This window comes from Paractinoplanes maris, from assembly GCF_023544465.1.
Classification (GTDB): Bacteria; Actinomycetota; Actinomycetes; order Mycobacteriales; family Micromonosporaceae; genus Actinoplanes; species Actinoplanes maris.
Map to the genome: position 1 here is coordinate 71,028 of NZ_JALPVL010000009.1, position 16,239 is coordinate 87,266.

General features: G+C 68.6%; 17 protein-coding genes. 15 read left to right on the forward strand and 2 right to left on the reverse strand.

Going from position 1 to position 16,239, the window contains the following annotated elements:
• The first annotated feature begins 23 nt into the window (after positions 1 to 23).
• The 9 genes from NAG42_RS25725 to NAG42_RS25770 all read left to right on the forward strand — a co-directional run bounded on the left by NAG42_RS25725 (position 24) and on the right by NAG42_RS25770 (position 9,993).
• Positions 24 to 188, forward strand: coding sequence for a hypothetical protein (locus NAG42_RS25725; protein WP_250033662.1), 165 nt, complete (start codon positions 24 to 26; stop codon positions 186 to 188).
• Entirely contained in the window at positions 185 to 274 is a 90-nt protein-coding gene (gene kdpF / locus NAG42_RS45055; RefSeq protein WP_250033664.1) for a K(+)-transporting ATPase subunit F, read from the forward strand. Before NAG42_RS25725 ends, kdpF begins: the two co-directional genes overlap by 4 nt.
• Positions 274 to 1,920: a potassium-transporting ATPase subunit KdpA gene (gene kdpA, locus NAG42_RS25735; RefSeq protein WP_250033666.1), complete on the forward strand. Its 1,647-nt coding sequence runs from the start codon at positions 274 to 276 to the stop codon at positions 1,918 to 1,920. The genes kdpF and kdpA overlap by 1 nt, the downstream gene beginning before the upstream one ends.
• Complete coding sequence (kdpB, locus tag NAG42_RS25740) at positions 1,917 to 4,055, forward strand: potassium-transporting ATPase subunit KdpB (RefSeq protein WP_250033668.1); 2,139 nt, start codon at positions 1,917 to 1,919, stop codon at positions 4,053 to 4,055. The genes kdpA and kdpB overlap by 4 nt, the downstream gene beginning before the upstream one ends.
• A gap of 1 nt (position 4,056) precedes the next feature.
• Positions 4,057 to 4,923 carry a potassium-transporting ATPase subunit C gene (locus tag NAG42_RS25745; RefSeq protein WP_250033680.1) on the forward strand — a complete coding sequence of 289 codons (867 nt, stop codon included), beginning with the start codon at positions 4,057 to 4,059 and terminating at the stop codon, positions 4,921 to 4,923.
• Between the two features lie 27 nt (positions 4,924 to 4,950).
• On the forward strand, positions 4,951 to 7,431 hold the full coding sequence (locus NAG42_RS25750) for a sensor histidine kinase (RefSeq protein WP_250033682.1): 2,481 nt from the start codon (positions 4,951 to 4,953) through the stop codon (positions 7,429 to 7,431).
• A complete protein-coding gene (locus tag NAG42_RS25755; RefSeq protein WP_250033684.1) occupies positions 7,428 to 8,105 on the forward strand; it encodes a response regulator in 678 nt (225 codons plus the stop codon). The genes NAG42_RS25750 and NAG42_RS25755 overlap by 4 nt, the downstream gene beginning before the upstream one ends.
• A gap of 827 nt (positions 8,106 to 8,932) precedes the next feature.
• Positions 8,933 to 9,556: a DUF5701 family protein gene (locus NAG42_RS25765; protein WP_250033686.1), complete on the forward strand. Its 624-nt coding sequence runs from the start codon at positions 8,933 to 8,935 to the stop codon at positions 9,554 to 9,556.
• A 134-nt stretch (positions 9,557 to 9,690) separates the two neighbouring features.
• Complete coding sequence (locus tag NAG42_RS25770) at positions 9,691 to 9,993, forward strand: DUF4326 domain-containing protein (RefSeq protein WP_250033689.1); 303 nt, start codon at positions 9,691 to 9,693, stop codon at positions 9,991 to 9,993.
• Between the two features lie 79 nt (positions 9,994 to 10,072).
• Here the strand turns inward: NAG42_RS25770 and NAG42_RS25775 are convergent, their stop codons facing one another.
• Complete coding sequence (locus NAG42_RS25775; RefSeq protein WP_250033693.1) at positions 10,073 to 10,279, reverse strand: hypothetical protein; 207 nt, start codon at positions 10,277 to 10,279, stop codon at positions 10,073 to 10,075.
• Positions 10,280 to 10,285: 6 nt separating this feature from the next.
• Here NAG42_RS25775 and NAG42_RS25780 point away from each other — a divergent pair, with 6 nt between their 5' ends.
• From NAG42_RS25780 to NAG42_RS25800, 5 genes are all read left to right on the forward strand, one after another.
• The gene (locus tag NAG42_RS25780) at positions 10,286 to 10,915 is read left to right on the forward strand and encodes a hypothetical protein (protein WP_250033697.1); all 630 of its coding nucleotides are present in this window, start codon (positions 10,286 to 10,288) and stop codon (positions 10,913 to 10,915) included.
• 413 nt (positions 10,916 to 11,328) lie between these two features.
• The gene (locus tag NAG42_RS25785) at positions 11,329 to 11,811 is read left to right on the forward strand and encodes an AfsR/SARP family transcriptional regulator (RefSeq protein WP_250033700.1); all 483 of its coding nucleotides are present in this window, start codon (positions 11,329 to 11,331) and stop codon (positions 11,809 to 11,811) included.
• A 385-nt stretch (positions 11,812 to 12,196) separates the two neighbouring features.
• The gene (gene fxlM, locus NAG42_RS25790) at positions 12,197 to 13,432 is read left to right on the forward strand and encodes a methyltransferase, FxLD system (protein ID WP_250033702.1); all 1,236 of its coding nucleotides are present in this window, start codon (positions 12,197 to 12,199) and stop codon (positions 13,430 to 13,432) included.
• On the forward strand, positions 13,429 to 14,058 hold the full coding sequence (locus NAG42_RS25795; protein ID WP_250033704.1) for an AAA family ATPase: 630 nt from the start codon (positions 13,429 to 13,431) through the stop codon (positions 14,056 to 14,058). The genes fxlM and NAG42_RS25795 overlap by 4 nt, the downstream gene beginning before the upstream one ends.
• Positions 14,059 to 14,085: 27 nt before the next feature.
• Positions 14,086 to 14,340, forward strand: a complete 255-nt coding sequence (locus tag NAG42_RS25800) for a Rossmann-fold NAD(P)-binding domain-containing protein (protein WP_250033706.1) — start codon at positions 14,086 to 14,088, stop codon at positions 14,338 to 14,340.
• A gap of 39 nt (positions 14,341 to 14,379) precedes the next feature.
• Here the strand turns inward: NAG42_RS25800 and NAG42_RS25805 are convergent, their stop codons facing one another.
• Positions 14,380 to 15,228, reverse strand: coding sequence for a helix-turn-helix domain-containing protein (locus NAG42_RS25805; RefSeq protein ID WP_250033707.1), 849 nt, complete (start codon positions 15,226 to 15,228; stop codon positions 14,380 to 14,382).
• 125 nt (positions 15,229 to 15,353) lie between these two features.
• On the opposite strand from NAG42_RS25805, the gene NAG42_RS25810 reads away from it, so the two are divergent.
• The gene (locus NAG42_RS25810; RefSeq protein ID WP_250033710.1) at positions 15,354 to 16,190 is read left to right on the forward strand and encodes an SDR family oxidoreductase; all 837 of its coding nucleotides are present in this window, start codon (positions 15,354 to 15,356) and stop codon (positions 16,188 to 16,190) included.
• The last annotated feature ends 49 nt before the right edge of the window (positions 16,191 to 16,239 follow it).

Genomic DNA, 16,239 nt, shown 5'->3' on the forward strand with positions numbered 1-16,239 from the left:
CGGCCGGTGGGTGTAGTCATCGCGTGAACGCCGATGACAAAGCGTATCGACGCGCCGATGCTTCATTCCGAAGCAACACCACACATTCCTCTAGGAGTCCTGCCGTGGCTGATCTCGTGTTCGTCGTGATCACGGTGGCGCTGTTCGCAGCGCTGACCGTGCTGATCAAGGCGGTCGAACGCTGGTGAGCGCCGTCAACGTCATCGGCCTCATTGTGGCCGTCCTGCTGGCCGCTTTTCTGGTGGCGGCCCTGTTGTTCCCGGAGAAGTTCTGATGGCCGGCTGGATCTTCGTCATCACCCTGGTGCTGGCGCTCGTCGCGGTCTACCGGCCCTTCGGTGATTACATGTACCGGGTCGTCACCGGCAAGCGAAACAATGTCGTCGAGCGCGGCGTCTACCGGCTCGTCGGCGTCGACCCGGGCACCGAGCAGACCTGGGGTGTCTACGCCCGCAGTGTGCTCGCGTTCTCCGCCGTCTCCGTTCTTTTCCTGTACGCGTTCGTGCGCCTGCAGGACAAGCTGTGGCTCTCACTCGGCTTCGACCCGGTCAACAGCCACGTCAGCTGGAACACCGCGGTCAGTTTCGTCACCAACACCAACTGGCAGGCCTACTCCGGTGAGTCGACCATGGGTCACCTGGTGCAGATGGCCGGCCTGGCGGTGCAGAACTTCGTCTCGGCGGCGGTCGGCATCGCGGTCGCGGTCGCGCTGATCCGCGGGTTCGCCTCGCGGGGCAGCGGGGCGCTGGGCAACTTCTGGGTCGACCTGACCCGCATCACGGTGCGGGTGCTGCTGCCGATCACCGCGCTGGTCACGCTGATCTTCATGATCGGCGGGGTGGTGCAGAACCTGTCCGGTGGCACCGACGTCACCACGCTGACCGGTGCGGCGCAGCACATCACCGGCGGCCCGGTCGCGTCGCAGGAGGCGATCAAGCTGCTCGGCACCAACGGTGGCGGCTTCTACAACGCCAACTCGGCCCACCCGTTCGAGAACCCGACGACCTGGACCAACTGGATCCAGATCTTCCTGCTCCTGCTGATCCCGTTCAGCCTGCCGCGGGTGTTCGGCCGGATGGTCGGGCAGAACCGGCAGGGATACGCGATCGTCGCGGTCATGGCCGTGCTGGCCATCGCCTCGATCGCGCTGACCGTCGGCTTCGAGCTGCACGGCGCGGGCACGGTGCCGCAGGCGGTCGGCACGGCCATGGAGGGCAAGGAGACCCGGTTCGGCATCCCCGACTCGGCCACCTACGCCGCGGCCACGACGCTGACCTCGACCGGCGCGGTGAACTCGTTCCACGACTCCTACACCGCCCTGGGCGGCATGATGCCGATGGTCAACATGATGCTCGGCGAGGTCGCGCCCGGCGGCACCGGCTCCGGACTTTACGGCCTGTTGATCCTGGCGATCATCACGGTTTTCGTGGCCGGTCTCATGGTCGGTCGCACCCCGGAGTATCTGGGTAAGAAGATCGGCGCCCGGGAGATGAAGCTCGCCTCGTCGTACTTCCTGGTCACGCCGGCGCTGGTGTTGATCGGTACGGCCGCCGCCTTCGCCACCGGCAACAACAGCACGGCACTGAACGTGGGCCCGCACGGTCTCTCCGAGGTGCTGTACGCCTTCACCAGCGCCTCGAACAACAACGGCTCGGCCTTCGCGGGCATCACGGTGAACACGCCGTGGTGGGACACCGCGCTCGGACTGGCCATGCTGCTCGGCCGGTTCCTGCCGATCGTGCTGGTGCTGGCCCTGGCCGGCTCCCTGGCCCGGCAGAAAGCCACCCCCGAGTCCGAAGGCACTCTGCCCACCCACCAACCCCTGTTCGTCGGGCTCGTGGTCGGCGTCACCGTCGTGCTGGTCGCGCTGACCTTCCTGCCCGCCCTTGCTCTCGGACCCCTCGCGGAGGGCCTGTCATGACCACCCCCACTCTCGAAAAGACTCAGCCTGACGCGGCTGTCCCGGCCGACGGCCGCAAGATCGGCGGCGGTCTGCTCGACCCGAAACAGCTGTGGCAGTCGCTGCCCGCGGCGGCCAAGAAGCTCGACCCGCGCCTGATGTGGCGCAACCCCGTCATGTTCATCGTCGAGATCGGCGCGGTCTTCACCACCGTGCTCTCGATCGCCGACCCGAGTGTCTTCGCCTGGCTCATCACCGTCTGGCTCTGGCTCACGGTCGTGTTCGCCAACCTGGCCGAGGCGGTCGCCGAGGGCCGGGGCAAGGCCCAGGCAGCGGCGCTGCGGGCGTCCAAACAGGACATGGTCGCGATCCTGAAGGACGGCCGGGAGATCCCGGCCACCGACCTCAAGCTCGGCGACGTCGTCGTGGTCGTGGCCGGGCAGACCATCCCCGGTGACGGCGATGTCATCGAGGGCATCGCCAGCGTCGACGAGTCGGCCATCACCGGCGAGTCGGCCCCGGTCATCCGCGAGTCCGGCGGCGACCGCTCGGCCGTCACCGGCGGCACCAAGGTGCTCTCCGACCGGATCGTCGTGCGGATCACCCAGAAGCCGGGCGAGAGCTTCGTCGACCGCATGATCGCCCTGGTCGAGGGCGCGAACCGGCAGAAGACGCCGAACGAGATCGCACTGAACATCCTGCTGGCCGCGCTGACGATCATCTTCCTGCTCTCGGTGGTGACGCTGCAGCCGCTGGCCATCTTCTCGAAGGCGTGGCAGGCGGCCGCGCCGGACACGCTGGCGGTCAACGCGCACGGTGTCACCGGGATCGTGCTGGTCGCCTTGATCGTGTGCCTGATCCCGACGACGATCGGGGCGCTGCTCTCGGCGATCGGCATCGCCGGCATGGACCGGCTGGTACAGCGCAACGTGCTGGCGATGTCGGGCCGGGCGGTCGAGGCGGCGGGTGACGTGAACACGCTGCTGCTCGACAAGACCGGCACGATCACCCTGGGCAACCGGCAGGCCGCCGAGTTCGTCCCGGTCGACGGCGTCACCGCCGCCACCCTGGCCGACGCGGCCCAGTTGTCCAGCCTGGCCGACGAGACGCCTGAGGGCCGGTCGGTCGTGGTGCTGGCCAAGAACTCGTTTGGTCTGCGGGAGCGTGAACCCGGCCTGATGTCGAACGCCACGTTCGTGCCGTTCACCGCGCAGACCCGGATGAGCGGCGTTGACCTCGCGGGCGACGGCGACCAGGCGGCCCGCGAAGTGCGCAAGGGCGCCGCCTCGGCGGTCATGAAGTGGGTCCGCCAGAACGGCGGGCACCCGACCGAAGAGGTCGGCGGGATCGTCGACGCGATCAGCGGCAGCGGTGGCACCCCGCTGGTGGTGGCCGAGTTCGTCGCCGGTCAGCCGGCACGGGCCCTGGGCGTCATTCACCTCAAGGACGTCGTGAAGGCGGGCATGCGGGCCCGGTTCGACGAGATGCGCAAGATGGGCATCCGCACCGTGATGATCACCGGTGACAACCCGCGTACCGCCAAGGCCATCGCGGACGAGGCCGGTGTGGACGACTTCCTGGCCGAGGCCACCCCTGAGGACAAGCTCGCCTACATCAGGAAGGAGCAGGAAGGCGGCCGGCTGGTCGCGATGACCGGTGACGGCACCAACGACGCACCTGCTCTGGCCCAGGCCGACGTCGGCGTGGCCATGAACACCGGCACGTCGGCCGCCAAGGAGGCCGGCAACATGGTCGACCTTGACTCCGACCCGACCAAGCTGATCGAGATCGTCGAGATCGGCAAGCAGTTGCTGATCACCCGGGGCGCGCTGACCACGTTCTCGATCTCCAACGACATCGCCAAGTACTTCGCGATCATTCCGGCCATGTTCGCGGCGGTGTACCCGGGCCTCGACACCTTGAACATCATGCGGCTGCACTCGCCGGGCTCGGCCATCCTGTCCGCGGTCGTCTTCAACGCACTGGTCATCATCGCGCTGATCCCGCTCGCTCTGCGCGGCGTGCGCTATCGGCCGTCGAGCGCCTCGGCGCTGCTGCGACGCAACCTGTGGATCTACGGCCTCGGCGGCGTGATCGTGCCGTTCGCCGGCATCAAGCTCATCGACCTTCTCGTTCAGTTCATCCCTGGGATCTGACATGCGACTTCCCAACTGGCTCAGCCAGCATCTCGCGGCGCTGCGCGCGCTGCTCGTCCTGACCGTCCTTCTCGGACTGGCCTATCCGCTGGCGTTCGTCGCGATCGGCCAGGTTCCTGGTCTGTCCGGCAAGGCGGAGGGTTCGCTCGTCACGATGGCCGACACCACCGTCGGCAGCAGCCTGATCGGCCAGGCCTACACCGACGCCGACGGCAACCCGGTCCCGAAGTATTTCCAGAGCCGTCCGTCCAAGGCGGGCGACGGCTACGACCCCACCTCGACCGGCGCGTCGAACCTCGGTCCTGAGAGTGTGGTCGACACTCTCTCGGACAACCCCGACGATGCGTCGCAGAGTCTGCTCACCCAGGTGTGCGAGCGGAGCGTGGCGATCGGCAAGCTGGAGAACGTCGACGGCACCCGGCCCTACTGCACCCCCGACGGCGTGGGCGCCGTGCTGGCCGTCTTCTACCGCGACGGCCTGACCGGTCCGGTGACGCGGGCGGTCTCGGTCAACCAGACCGCAGACCCCTTCATTCAGACGTACGCCGGGGTGACCGTCGAGCCGGCCGTGCCGGGCACCGACTACGTGGCCGAGGGTGGTGTCATCACGCCGATCCGTGGCGACGCACCCGACAAGCCGGCTGTGCCCGCCGACGCGGTCACGGCGAGCGGCAGCGGGCTCGACCCGAACATCAGCCCCGCGTACGCGGAGCTGCAGGTCCCGCGAATCGCCCGGGAACGCGGCCTGACCGAGGACGCGGTCCGCGCCCTGGTGAAGCAGAACACCGACGGCCGGGCGCTCGGCTTCCTGGGCGAGCCGGCCGTCAACGTCCTCGAGCTCAACATCGCGCTCGACGCCGGCAAGTAACCGTACGAAGGGAGGAGCGGCGCCGACATGGCACGCGGAGAACTACGGATCTTCCTCGGCGCCGCTCCTGGCGTCGGCAAGACCTACACCATGCTCGAAGAGGCCCACCGCCGGGCCGAGCGAGGCACCGACGTCGTGGTCGCCCTGGTCGAGACCCACGGTCGCAAACACACCCAGGCCATGATCGCCGACCTCGACGTGGTGCCACGCCGCACCGTCGAGTACCGGGGCGCCGAGTTCACCGAAATGGACCTCGACGCCGTACTGGCCCGCCGGCCCGAGCTGGCCGTCGTGGACGAGCTCGCCCACACCAACGTGCCAGGATCGAAACACGCCAAGCGCTGGCAGGACGTCGACGTCCTGCTGGACGCCGGGATCGACGTGCTGACCACCGTCAACATCCAGCATCTGGAATCGCTCAACGATGTGGTCGCCCAGATCACCGGCGCCCAGCAGCGCGAGACCGTGCCCGACGCGGTGGTGCGCGCAGCCGAGCAGGTCGAGCTGGTCGACATGACTCCGGAGGCGCTGCGCCGGCGGATGGCGCACGGCAACATCTACCAACCTGAGAAGATCGACGCGGCGCTGGGCAACTACTTCCGTACGGGAAACTTGACGGCACTGCGGGAGCTGGCGCTGTTGTGGCTGGCCGACAAGGTCGAGCAGCAGCTGGACAAATACCGTGCCGACAATCGGATCAGCGCGACCTGGGAGACCCGGGAACGCATCGTCGTGGCCCTGACGGGCGGTCCCGAAGGTGACACTCTTATCCGCCGCGCCGCCCGGATCGCGGCCCGAGACAAGGGCGCCGACCTGATGGCCGTGCACGTCACCCGCAACGACGGCCTGGCCGGCGCCGACCCGGCCGTCCTGGCCCGCCAGAGGGTCCTGGTCGAGAGCCTCGGGGGCACCTACCACCAGGTCGTCGGCGCCGATGTGCCGCGTGCGCTGCTCGATTTCGCCGGTGCGGTCAACGCCACTCAGATCGTGCTCGGCGCGTCCAGCCGCGGCAAGCTCGCCCAGCTGTTCTCGGCTGGGGTGGGCGTCACCACCACCGCGATGTCCGGCTCCATCGACGTGCACCTGGTGACCCACGAACGCGCCGCGCAGGGCCGCCGCGCCCGGCGGCTGCCAGCCGCCCTGTCCCGCCGTCGCCGCATTGCCGGGCTGCTGACCGCTCTGCTCGGACTGCCCGCCCTCACCGCTCTGCTCGAGGTAGGCCCGTCACTCTCGCTGATCAACGACATTCTGCTCTTTCTGGCCGCAGTCATCGGCGTCGCGCTGATCGGCGGTTTGTGGCCGGCGCTGTTCGCCGCGGTTGCCGGTTCGCTGTTGCTCAACTGGTTCTTCACCCCTCCTTTCGGGCGGTTCACCATCGCCGAGGGCGACAACCTGCTCGCTCTGGCCATCTTCGTGGTGGTGGCCCTCGCGGTGAGCTGGGTGGTCGACACCGCGGCCCGCAAGACCCGGCAGGCCGCGGCCGCCTCGGCCGACGCCCAGACCCTGGCCACCGTGGCCGGCAGCGTGTTGCGCGGGGAGCGTCCGCTGATGGCCCTGCTCGAACGGCTGCGGGAGACGTTCACTCTCGACTCCGTAACCCTGCTCGACCACGGCACCGTCGCTGCCCACGTGGGGGAGGCCTGCACCGTGGCCCGGGACGCCGACGTCGAAGTCAAGGTCGACGACGACATGACCATGCTGCTGCGGGGTCGCCCCCTGGAAGCCTCCGACCGGCGCATCGTCGAAGCTTTCGCCGCCCAGGCCACCGTCGCGCTGCGCCAGGAACGGCTCGCCGCCGAGGCCGCGGCGGCCAAGCCGCTCGCCGAGGCCGACCGCATGCGCACTGCGCTGCTGGCCGCGGTGAGCCACGACCTGCGCACCCCGCTGGCGTCGGCCAAGGCGGCAGTGGCCAGCCTGCGCAGTGAGGAGGTGGACTTCGGCGAGGAGGATCGCCGGGAACTCCTGGCCACCGCGGACGAGTCGCTCGACCGCCTGGTCCGGTTGGTCACCAACCTGCTCGACATGAGCCGGCTGCAAGCGGGCGCGCTCGGCGTCAACGCCGTGGACCTCGGTGCCGAGGACGCCGTACCCCGCGCCCTCGACGAGCTCGGACCGGACGGGCGCAAGGTCGCGGTGCACATACCGGACGATCTCCCGCCGGTGCGCGCCGACCCCGGCCTGCTCGAGCAGATTTTGATCAACCTGGTCGCGAACGCCCTGCGCTACAGCCCGCCCGCCCAGCCACCGGCCATCACAGCCAGCACATTGGCCAACACCTTGGAGTTGCGCATCATCGACCACGGGCCAGGGATCCCCGAGGACCGCTGGGACGACGTGTTCCTGCCCTTCCAGCGCCTCGGCGACCGGGACAACCACACCGGCGTCGGCCTCGGACTCGCCCTGTCCCGCGGCCTCACCGAGGCGATGGGCGGCACCCTCGTTCCCGACCACACCCCCGGAGGGGGACTCACCATGATCCTCACCCTGCCCACCGGCCGGACCGCATGACCCGGATCCTCGTCGTCGACGACGAGCCGCAGATCGTCCGGGCGCTGCGCATCAACCTGCGAGCACGCCAGTACGACGTCGAAACCGCCCCGGACGGCGCCGGCGCCCTGCACGCCGCGTCCCGCCAGCACCCCGACCTGATCGTGCTCGACCTCGGCTTGCCCGACATGGACGGAACCGACGTCATTCGCGGCCTGCGCGGGTGGACCAGCATCCCGATCATCGTGCTGTCCGGCCGGGCGGGCAGCCAGGACAAGGTCGACGCGCTCGACGCCGGCGCCGACGACTACATCACCAAACCGTTCGGCGTCGACGAGCTCCTGGCCCGCATCCGAGCCGTCACCCGGCGCGGCCACCAGACCGGCGACCAGGACTCCACCGTCACCATCGGCCGGCACACCGTCGATCTGCTCGACCGTACGGTGACCAACGAGGACGGCGATGTCCGGCTCAGCCCGACCGAGTGGCGGCTGCTCGACTACATGCTGCGCCATCCCGGAAAACTACTGAGCCAGCACGCCATGCTGAACGACGTCTGGGGCCCGCAGTACCTGAACGAGAGCAACTACCTGAGGCAGTACATGGCCCGGCTGCGCCGCAAACTCGAGAACGACCCGGCCCACCCGCAGCACCTTCTCACTGAGCCCGGCATGGGCTACCGGTTCCGCCCCTGACGTTCGCGGTACTCGGTAGTCAGGGTCGAAAGGGGTCTCGACGGCGTCACCCGGCAGGAGTCGCTCGTCGCTGAGCACGAGCCGGTGTGTCGTCCTGGGCGGACCTTGACCCTGCGGAGGCGTCCGGCCATGTGGAAATCGGGATTGAAACCGACCGCGGCACCCGGGTTCAGGCAATACTCGCGGTCGGCCACCAGGTCTATGCGATCAACCCATGTCGTCGGCCCCAGAATCGGCTGAACTCGCCGAACCATGGCCCAGCGGTCGCGTAGGGCAAATCCATCAGTGACCGTACTCCGCCCAGGATCCGTCGTAATTTGTCACGCCCGGCCGGCCGAGGAGCTGAGCGAGGATGAACCAAGTCAGTACGGGTGCTTCGCCGGTCGGCCCGTAACGATCGTGTCCGGACCGCGGTGCCCAGGGCTGCTGCGTAATGGGCGGCCACGTACATAAATTACCTCGTATGGTATACGGTGTTCCCTGCTGATATTTCCGTGAGGCATACGGAGTTAGGAGCAGTGTGGCGGCCTACTACACGTCGGCGGCTGACGGACTTCGCAGGTGGTACGGCGATCTCGACGCCCTGGACGGCTTCGACCTGGCCGTGCCGCCCGGGGTCATCCACGGCTTGCTCGGGCCCCACGGCGCCAGCAAGACCATCGCCTCGACGGCGGGTGGGCGAGCGTGGCTGGTTTCGCTACCGGTTGGACCGCCACGCCCAGCGCTGGTGCGTACCGCGGCCTGCGCCGCTCAGCCACAGCCTCGGGCTGAATCGCCGGTGATCGTGCACCACGACACGCCCCCATCGCTCACCAGGAGGAGAGCGCATGAACTTGATCCACCTGCTGGACCGCCTGCTCGAAGCCGGTCTCGCCGACGTCACGGGCCGTAGTCCAGCGGAACTCGCCACCTACGTCGCCGCCCTGCCGGACGAACCACACAGCACGCTGGCCGTGCACCCCGGGCTGGCCACCGCGCGTCAACTGGCACCGCTGCTGCGCCACCACGACAAGCCCGGCTTCGTCGTCGACGACATGACCGACCTCGAGCAGTTCGTGCCCATCGACGGTCTTGCACTACCCGACTGCCCGCTCTATCTCATCCGCGAACCCGACCGCGGTGACGACATGCGCAACTGGAGCCCCGACGAGGCGCTACCGGCCATCCGCGACCGTGGACGAACACCGCTCACCATCAACGAGGGCATCAGCTGGCTGCTCCAGGAACCGAAGATGCTCGAACCCAACCACTGCTACATGACCATCGGCTCGCGCAAACCTAAGGGCGCCACCCTCGACGCCCGGACACCCGCCATCTGGATCAGCGGCGGCACCGGACACGACGGCAGGGCCCGACGCAGAGCCCCCAAGATCGGATGGTGCTGGGCCGGCAACCGCCACACCTGGCTCGGCTTTGCCTCTGCGCGACACCGCACCCCTCGCGATCAATGATGTGACAACGGCAGCGGGACCGCTGAAGGGACCGCAATGCCATCGCGAGATAAGCCCGACGCCGCGGAGGGACGCGCAAGACCAAGTTGTCCCCGGACCTGGGCGAGGGGATGTGGCGGCGTCGCAGCAGCGGCATGGTCAACGAGAACGGCGTGTCCGGGGATCTCCACCATCCGGTAGTGCCGCCTGACGCGATCTATGTAGGACGTCAGGGTTCCGGCCTGCGCCGTTCGCCGTGGGCCGATCCCTACGGCGTCCGCACGCACGGCCGCGAAGAAGCGCTGCGGCTACACCGTCAGAGGCTGCAGGATCGACCCGAGTTGATCAAACGGGCGCAACGTGCACTACCGGGGCGCGCGCTGGCGTGCTGGTGCCCGTTAGACGTCGACTGTCACGCTGATGTCCTGCGCCGGCTGGTGGGCCGACGCGGGGCGTAGACGCCACCGATGCTGAAGGCTTGTGGCCGTGCGGCTTTGTCAGCCCGACTGTGTCAGCCCGACAAAGTTCTTTCGCAGGTCAGAAGGCTGGTCCGGATCTCGGGCCGGTCTTCTCCGCGTCCTTGGGGACCACAAGAGTCAAGTAGTGCCAGTGGTAGCTCACCTTGACCGCCGCGCAAGCGCGGTCGCCGACCCGCGGGGCCTGCTCGCGCCACCGGCCGGCATCGGCCTTCTTTCCGGCCACCGTCGGATATCGCTCGGCATGGTGGTCGGCAGCTGCGATCATCCAGCGATGGAGATCTGGTCCCATGACGGCAAGTTGTACGAGGCCTCCTCGGGATACAGCCTCCTCGACGATGCCTGGCAGTACGAGCTGATGGGTCTTACGGGACCTCCCGGCACCGGCCCCTACCTCTCTGTCTCCATTCCAGACGCGACACCCATCGGACCCTTCACGCCGAGGCCGGCAGAGCACATCGTCATTCATTCCGGCGGCGGCACACTGCCATGGCCGATCCTGGCGAATCTGATACGCGTGCTCGACTCCAGTGGTGACCTGGTCGACGAGGCACGTGACTTGTCGACCGAGGCCACGACACTTCCGCTGACACTCAATGCCTGGACCTACGGAACCCGTCGGTTCGAGGTCAATCACTTCCATCACGATGATTCGTGGTGCTACGAGCTGTACGAGGTCGACACGCGCGCGGCCGAGAACAACTACATCGAGGTCCGCATCCCTGACGCGTCCCGGAACAGCGGTCCGTTCATCCCGATGCCCTGCGACCACGTGACGCTGACCATGCATGGCCGATGGACCCTTCCGTGGCCGGTGTTCCGGCGCTTCCTCGACGCCATGCGTGCTGCCGGCGACATCGTCGAATGCGTCAGCGACGAGCCCACGCCCGTCGATCAGCCATGACGATCGCTGCGGATGATCGCTCGACGCCGTGGGTCCGGTAACAGCTGCCGCACCGCTTCGGTCGAGCTCACTGTCAGGGTCCGAGCCGCGCAAGCCTCCCACTGCCCCGACCACAGCTGCACCGTCGGCACTCCAGCACACCTGCCCGGCAGTTCGCCATGCCGCCGAAGGGCTCAGAGAGTGTTGTGATACCTCGGTGTGATCTGTGGTGACTGTGTCAGCCAAGATCATGATCAGGGATTTCCGGATGCCATGATTTGACGGGGATATCGGTCACCCGACGACGTTGTGGTGACACGACGCCGTCAGTCTCGTGACTGACGACCTACATGTTGACTCAACCGATGAGCCCGCCGGCTGAACGGCCGAGCGGACGGAACGCACCTGCCCTGCACCTTTTCGAGGGTCCCTTCGTGACCGTCGACGGGAGTCGGATCGAGGTGCCGGAAGGAAGCAAGCGCCTGCTGGTCATCGTCGCCCTGCACCGCGGGCGCATCGAGCGACGATGCGCGGCCGGCGCGCTGTGGCCCATCGGGGATGATCTCCGGGCGTCGGGAAATCTGCGGTCGGCGCTGTGGCGGTTGAAGGCGGCCGGCATCGATCTGCTCGCGGCGGACAAGTGGTCGCTGAAGCTGCGCGACGACGTAGCGGTCGACGTCCACCTGCTCAACGACTGGGCGACCCGGCTGATTCGCGACATCCCGACGGTGGAGGACCTGGCCATTCTCCCGTCGGCCCCGGACGCGCTGGACCTCCTGCCCGGCTGGTACGACGACTGGGTGCGAAGATTCGATCGGCACATAGCCAAGCCATCGTCAAGGCCAGCTTCTGACCCACGGAGCAGCCGTGGAACGGCCCTGGAAGTCAGCGCAGCAAGGTCGTTGCCAAGGGCGTAGAGGTGGCAGAGCACTGATCGACCGTTGCGGTGGCGGTGTGCCAGGAAGGCGACGAACTGCTCGCGCGCTGCCGGCGGATCGGCCAGGACGCCAGGCCCCGCACGCGTCGGCGCTGCCTCAGCAGGCGACGGTCCTGCTCGCCCCGATGCGCGACCTTGCTGACGCCGACCCGTCGATCATCGTCAGGAGCGACGACGCCTGTGGCGATATGGGCCAGTCCTTCTGACGAACGACAGAATCGCCGACCTCGGCGACCCGCGAGCGCGTCACGACTGCTGAACCTTGGGCGACCGGTAGAGATAAACCCAGCGACCGGCCGAACCCAGTCGGACTCCTCGGCCGACGGCCAGGTGCCCGGCGAAGTCCAACTCGCGAAGGAGCAACCGTGAACGAACTCATGGAGGATTTGTCGCCCGAAACGGCTCGGCAGCAGCTGGTCGAGCACCTGACCGCGAAGGGCTGGATCACCCACCCGGAGGTGGCCGCCGCGTTCTCCACGGTGCCGCGGCACGAGTTCGCCCCGGCCGGCACCAGCGTCCGAGCGGCGTACGCCGATGACACGGTGATCACCGTCCGCACTCCTGACGGTGCGACCACCAGTTCGATCTCCGCCCCATGGCTGCAGGCTCATATGCTCGAGACTGCTCGTCTCCGGCCTGGCGGGCGCGTGTTGGAGATCGGTTCGGGCGGTTACAACGCCGCGCTGATCGCTGAACTCGTCGGTCCGGCCGGGACGGTGGTCAGTGTCGACATCGATGCGCAGGTCATCGCGAACGCGCAGGCTGCGCTGGCCCGGACCGGATACGGCCAGGTGGTTGAGGCCATCTGTGCGGACGGGGAGAACGGTTACCCGGGCGGCGGACCGTACGACGCCATCCTGGTCACCGTGGAGTGCAGCGACATCCCACCGGCCTGGATCGAGCAGCTAGCTCCAGAAGGGCTGCTGGTCGCACCGGTACGGATGCGCGCCAACACCCGCTGCCTGACCCTGCGCCGCCGCGGCGATCACCTTGTCGCGATCGCCGCCCGGCAATGCGGGTTCGTGCCGATGCAAGGAGCCGGGCACGACCCCGTACGGCGCACACCCCTGCTCGGCAACGACATCGTCCTGACCATCGACGACCCGAGCACCACCGCCGACGCCGAAGCGCTTGCTGCCGCCCTGCACACGCCGCGCGTGGAGGTGTGGTCGCCGGTCACCGCCCGCATCGACGAAGGCGGGGCTTTCGAGTCCATCCATCTGTGGCTGGCCAGCCAGCCGCGCCCGTACGGGGCGCTGACCGTCGATCGGAGCCGGGTCGGGGATCTGCTCGACCCGGACAACCGGTTCGTCTGTCCCACCCTGCTCGCCGGGGACAGCTTCGCCCACCTCACCCTGCGCCGGCACGAGCAGAGCAGCTACCAGTTCGGCGCCCACGGTTTCGGCCCCGGCGGCGCCGCGCCGGCGGCCGAGCTCGCCGACCTCATCGTCGCCTGGGACCAGCATCACCGGCACGGAAGCGGCCCGGGCATCACCGTGCACCCGGTCGGCGCCCCGCTGCCGGCGACGGACGACTTGCAGTTGCTCCTACCGCGTCGGCACTCCCAGGTCGCGATCACCTGGCCCGGCGGGGGCCGATGACAACGAACGGGAACGCACCGACGCTGGTGATCATCCGGGGGAACTCCGGCAGCGGGAAGTCGACCGTGGCGAGAGAGATCCGCCGCCGCTACGGGCGGGGCGTCGCCCTGATCGAGCAGGACTATCTGCGCCGTGAGGTGCTTCGCGAACACGGTAGCGACAGCTCCCCGACGGTGGCGCCTGGGTTCATCACAACGGTGAGCGGTGCGGCGCTCGAGGCGGGATACCACGTCGTGCTGGAGGGGATCCTGCACACCGGGCAGTACGGCACGCCGCTGCGTGAGCTCATCGCCGGGCATCCGGGCCCGTCGTACGTGTTCTGGATGGACGTGGGTTTCGACGAAACGCTGCGCCGGCACGCCGGCCGCCCGGACCTGGCCCACGTGACCCCGGAGATGATGCGCGCCTGGTACGCCGAACTCGACCTCCTCGGTGTCCCGGGCGAACAGGTCGTCGACGAGACGTCGAATGTTGAGGACACGGCGGCGATGATCCTGCATGACAGCGGTCTCGGCGAGGCCGCCGCCCTGAGCCCGTGCCCGCTCGTCTGCCGGCGCTGCGTCGAGAGACGCGAAGAGGCAGCTCCTGGCGGCGAAGCCGGAATGACGGGTGGTCGGCCGTCGTGACAAGTCCCAGGGAAAGCAGTACGAGCGGTGGCCGGCAACGCTGTGGACCCGGGGTGGGTGCCCACCAAAATGGGCGGTCCCGGTGCCCCCGACGACCTGCGTCTTGGGCACCTCACCCAGGAGTGGCTCGCCACGAGCGACGACCCTCGGGCCGGCACGACCGGCGGTTACTGGTTCCATCAGCGGCGGCAAGAACCCCATGCGGCCGCCGCCGACGAGCAGTTCCAGAGGAGCCTGCTCGGTGCACTCGCCCAGCTCACCGGGATCCCGCTGGGCAGCTAGGACTGCCGGCGTGCACTCGATGAAGTAGTTGCGCCGCCCTCAGCCCTGTTCGTGCTCCCTGACGTGCTGGTCGGTCGATGCGGCCAGCGTCGACAGCAGGGTGAGACGGTCGGCTGCGGGGGTGCCCGGCTCGGCGTGGTAGATCACCAACTGCAGGCCTTCGCTGCCGATCAGCGCGAGCTTCTCGCGGCGCAGCCGTAGTTCGCCCACGGTCGGATGGTTGATGACGCCGGTTTCGCTGCCTCCGCGGTGGATGTCGTGCCGCGCCCACAGTTTGCGGAACTGCTCGCTCTTGAGCGACAACTCGCCGATCAGCGACTGCAGGCGCGGGTCGTCGGTGTCGCTACCCATCTCGGCCCGGAGCTGGGCCACCACGTTGCCGATGTTGTCGTCCAGGTCCGGGTGGTAGGCCCGGGCGGCCGGATCGGTGAAAAGCACCACCAGCCGGTTGGTGCCCGGCCGCATCAACGGCGAGAGCTCGACGGCCAGCTGATTGGCCGCCAGCACGTCGCGGTACCGGTTCACCACGAAGGCGGGCACGTTCAGCGTGGTCAGCAGCATCTCCACCCCCGCCGGCACCCGCTCGGCCGGGCGGGGCCGGGAGCGCTGGACCCTCGGGCGGGCCAGGTCGCTCAGGTAGGCGGTGCCTTCCGCATCCAGTTGCAGGACCCGCGCCAGCGCCTGCACGACCTGGGCCGACGGCGTACGGTCGCGGCCCTGTTCCAGACGCAGGTAGTACTCGGCGCTGATCCCCGCGAGCATCGCGACCTCCTCGCGGCGCAGCCCCGGCACCCGCCGTAGTCCCTGGCCGGGCAGTCCGACCTCGGCCGGGGTCACCAGCTCGCGGCGAGCCCGCAGGAAGTCGCCCAGCGCAGTGTCCTTACCCATGATCGCCACGGTAGACGCAGTCACCTGCCGGTGCCTGTCCCTGCTGCTACCAGGAACAACGGGGATCTGCCGACCACCGCGGTCCCCGGGAAGATTGGTCACCGGACACCTCGAAAGGAACTGACATGGCAGTCAAGACGTGGTTCATCACCGGCGTCAACAGCGGTTTCGGCCGGCAGCTGACCGAACAGCTGCTCGAGCGGGGCGACCGAGTCGCCGGAACGATCCGCCGGACCGGTTCGGTCGACGACCTGCGGCAGAAGTACGGCGAGCAATTCTGGGTGGCGAACCTCGACGTCACCGACCTGCCGAACGTGCGGGCCACGGTCGATCGGGCCTTCGCCGAGCTCGGCCGCATCGACGTGGTGGTCAACAACGCGGGCTACGGCCTGTTCGGCGCAGCCGAGGAGCTTACCGACGAGCAGGTCCTTGCACAGATCAACACCAATCTGATCGGCTCGATCCAGGTGGTCCGCGCGGCCCTGCCGCACCTGCGGGCCCAGGGCAGCGGCCGGGTCATCCAGATCTCCACGTACGGCGGTCAGGCGACCAACTCGGGGGCGTCGCTCTACCACGCCGGCAAGTGGGGGATCGAGGGCTTCATCGAGGGCACCGCCAAGGATGTCGCCCCGTTCGGCATCGAGATGACCATCGTCGAGCCGGGCGGCGCCCGCACCGAGTTCCGGTTCGACAGCCTCCAGCTCGCCGAACCCCTGGGCGCCTACGACGGCACTCCGGCGGCCATGGTCCGCGGGGCCAAGGACCGGAGCCGGCCACCGCTGGGCGACCCGGCGAAGATGGCCGCCCGCATCATCGAGAGCGCCGACCAGCACCCGGCCCCGATGCGTCTCGTGCTCGGCTCCGACGCGTACAAGTTCGTGACGGCCGCCCTGCGCGAGCGGCTGGCCGAGATCGAGCCGCAGCAGGCCGCCGCCGCCTCGACCGACTGGGCCGGCGCCTGACCGGGAGATGCCCGGCCGGATCCGGCCGGGTTGCGTGATCAGCAACCCC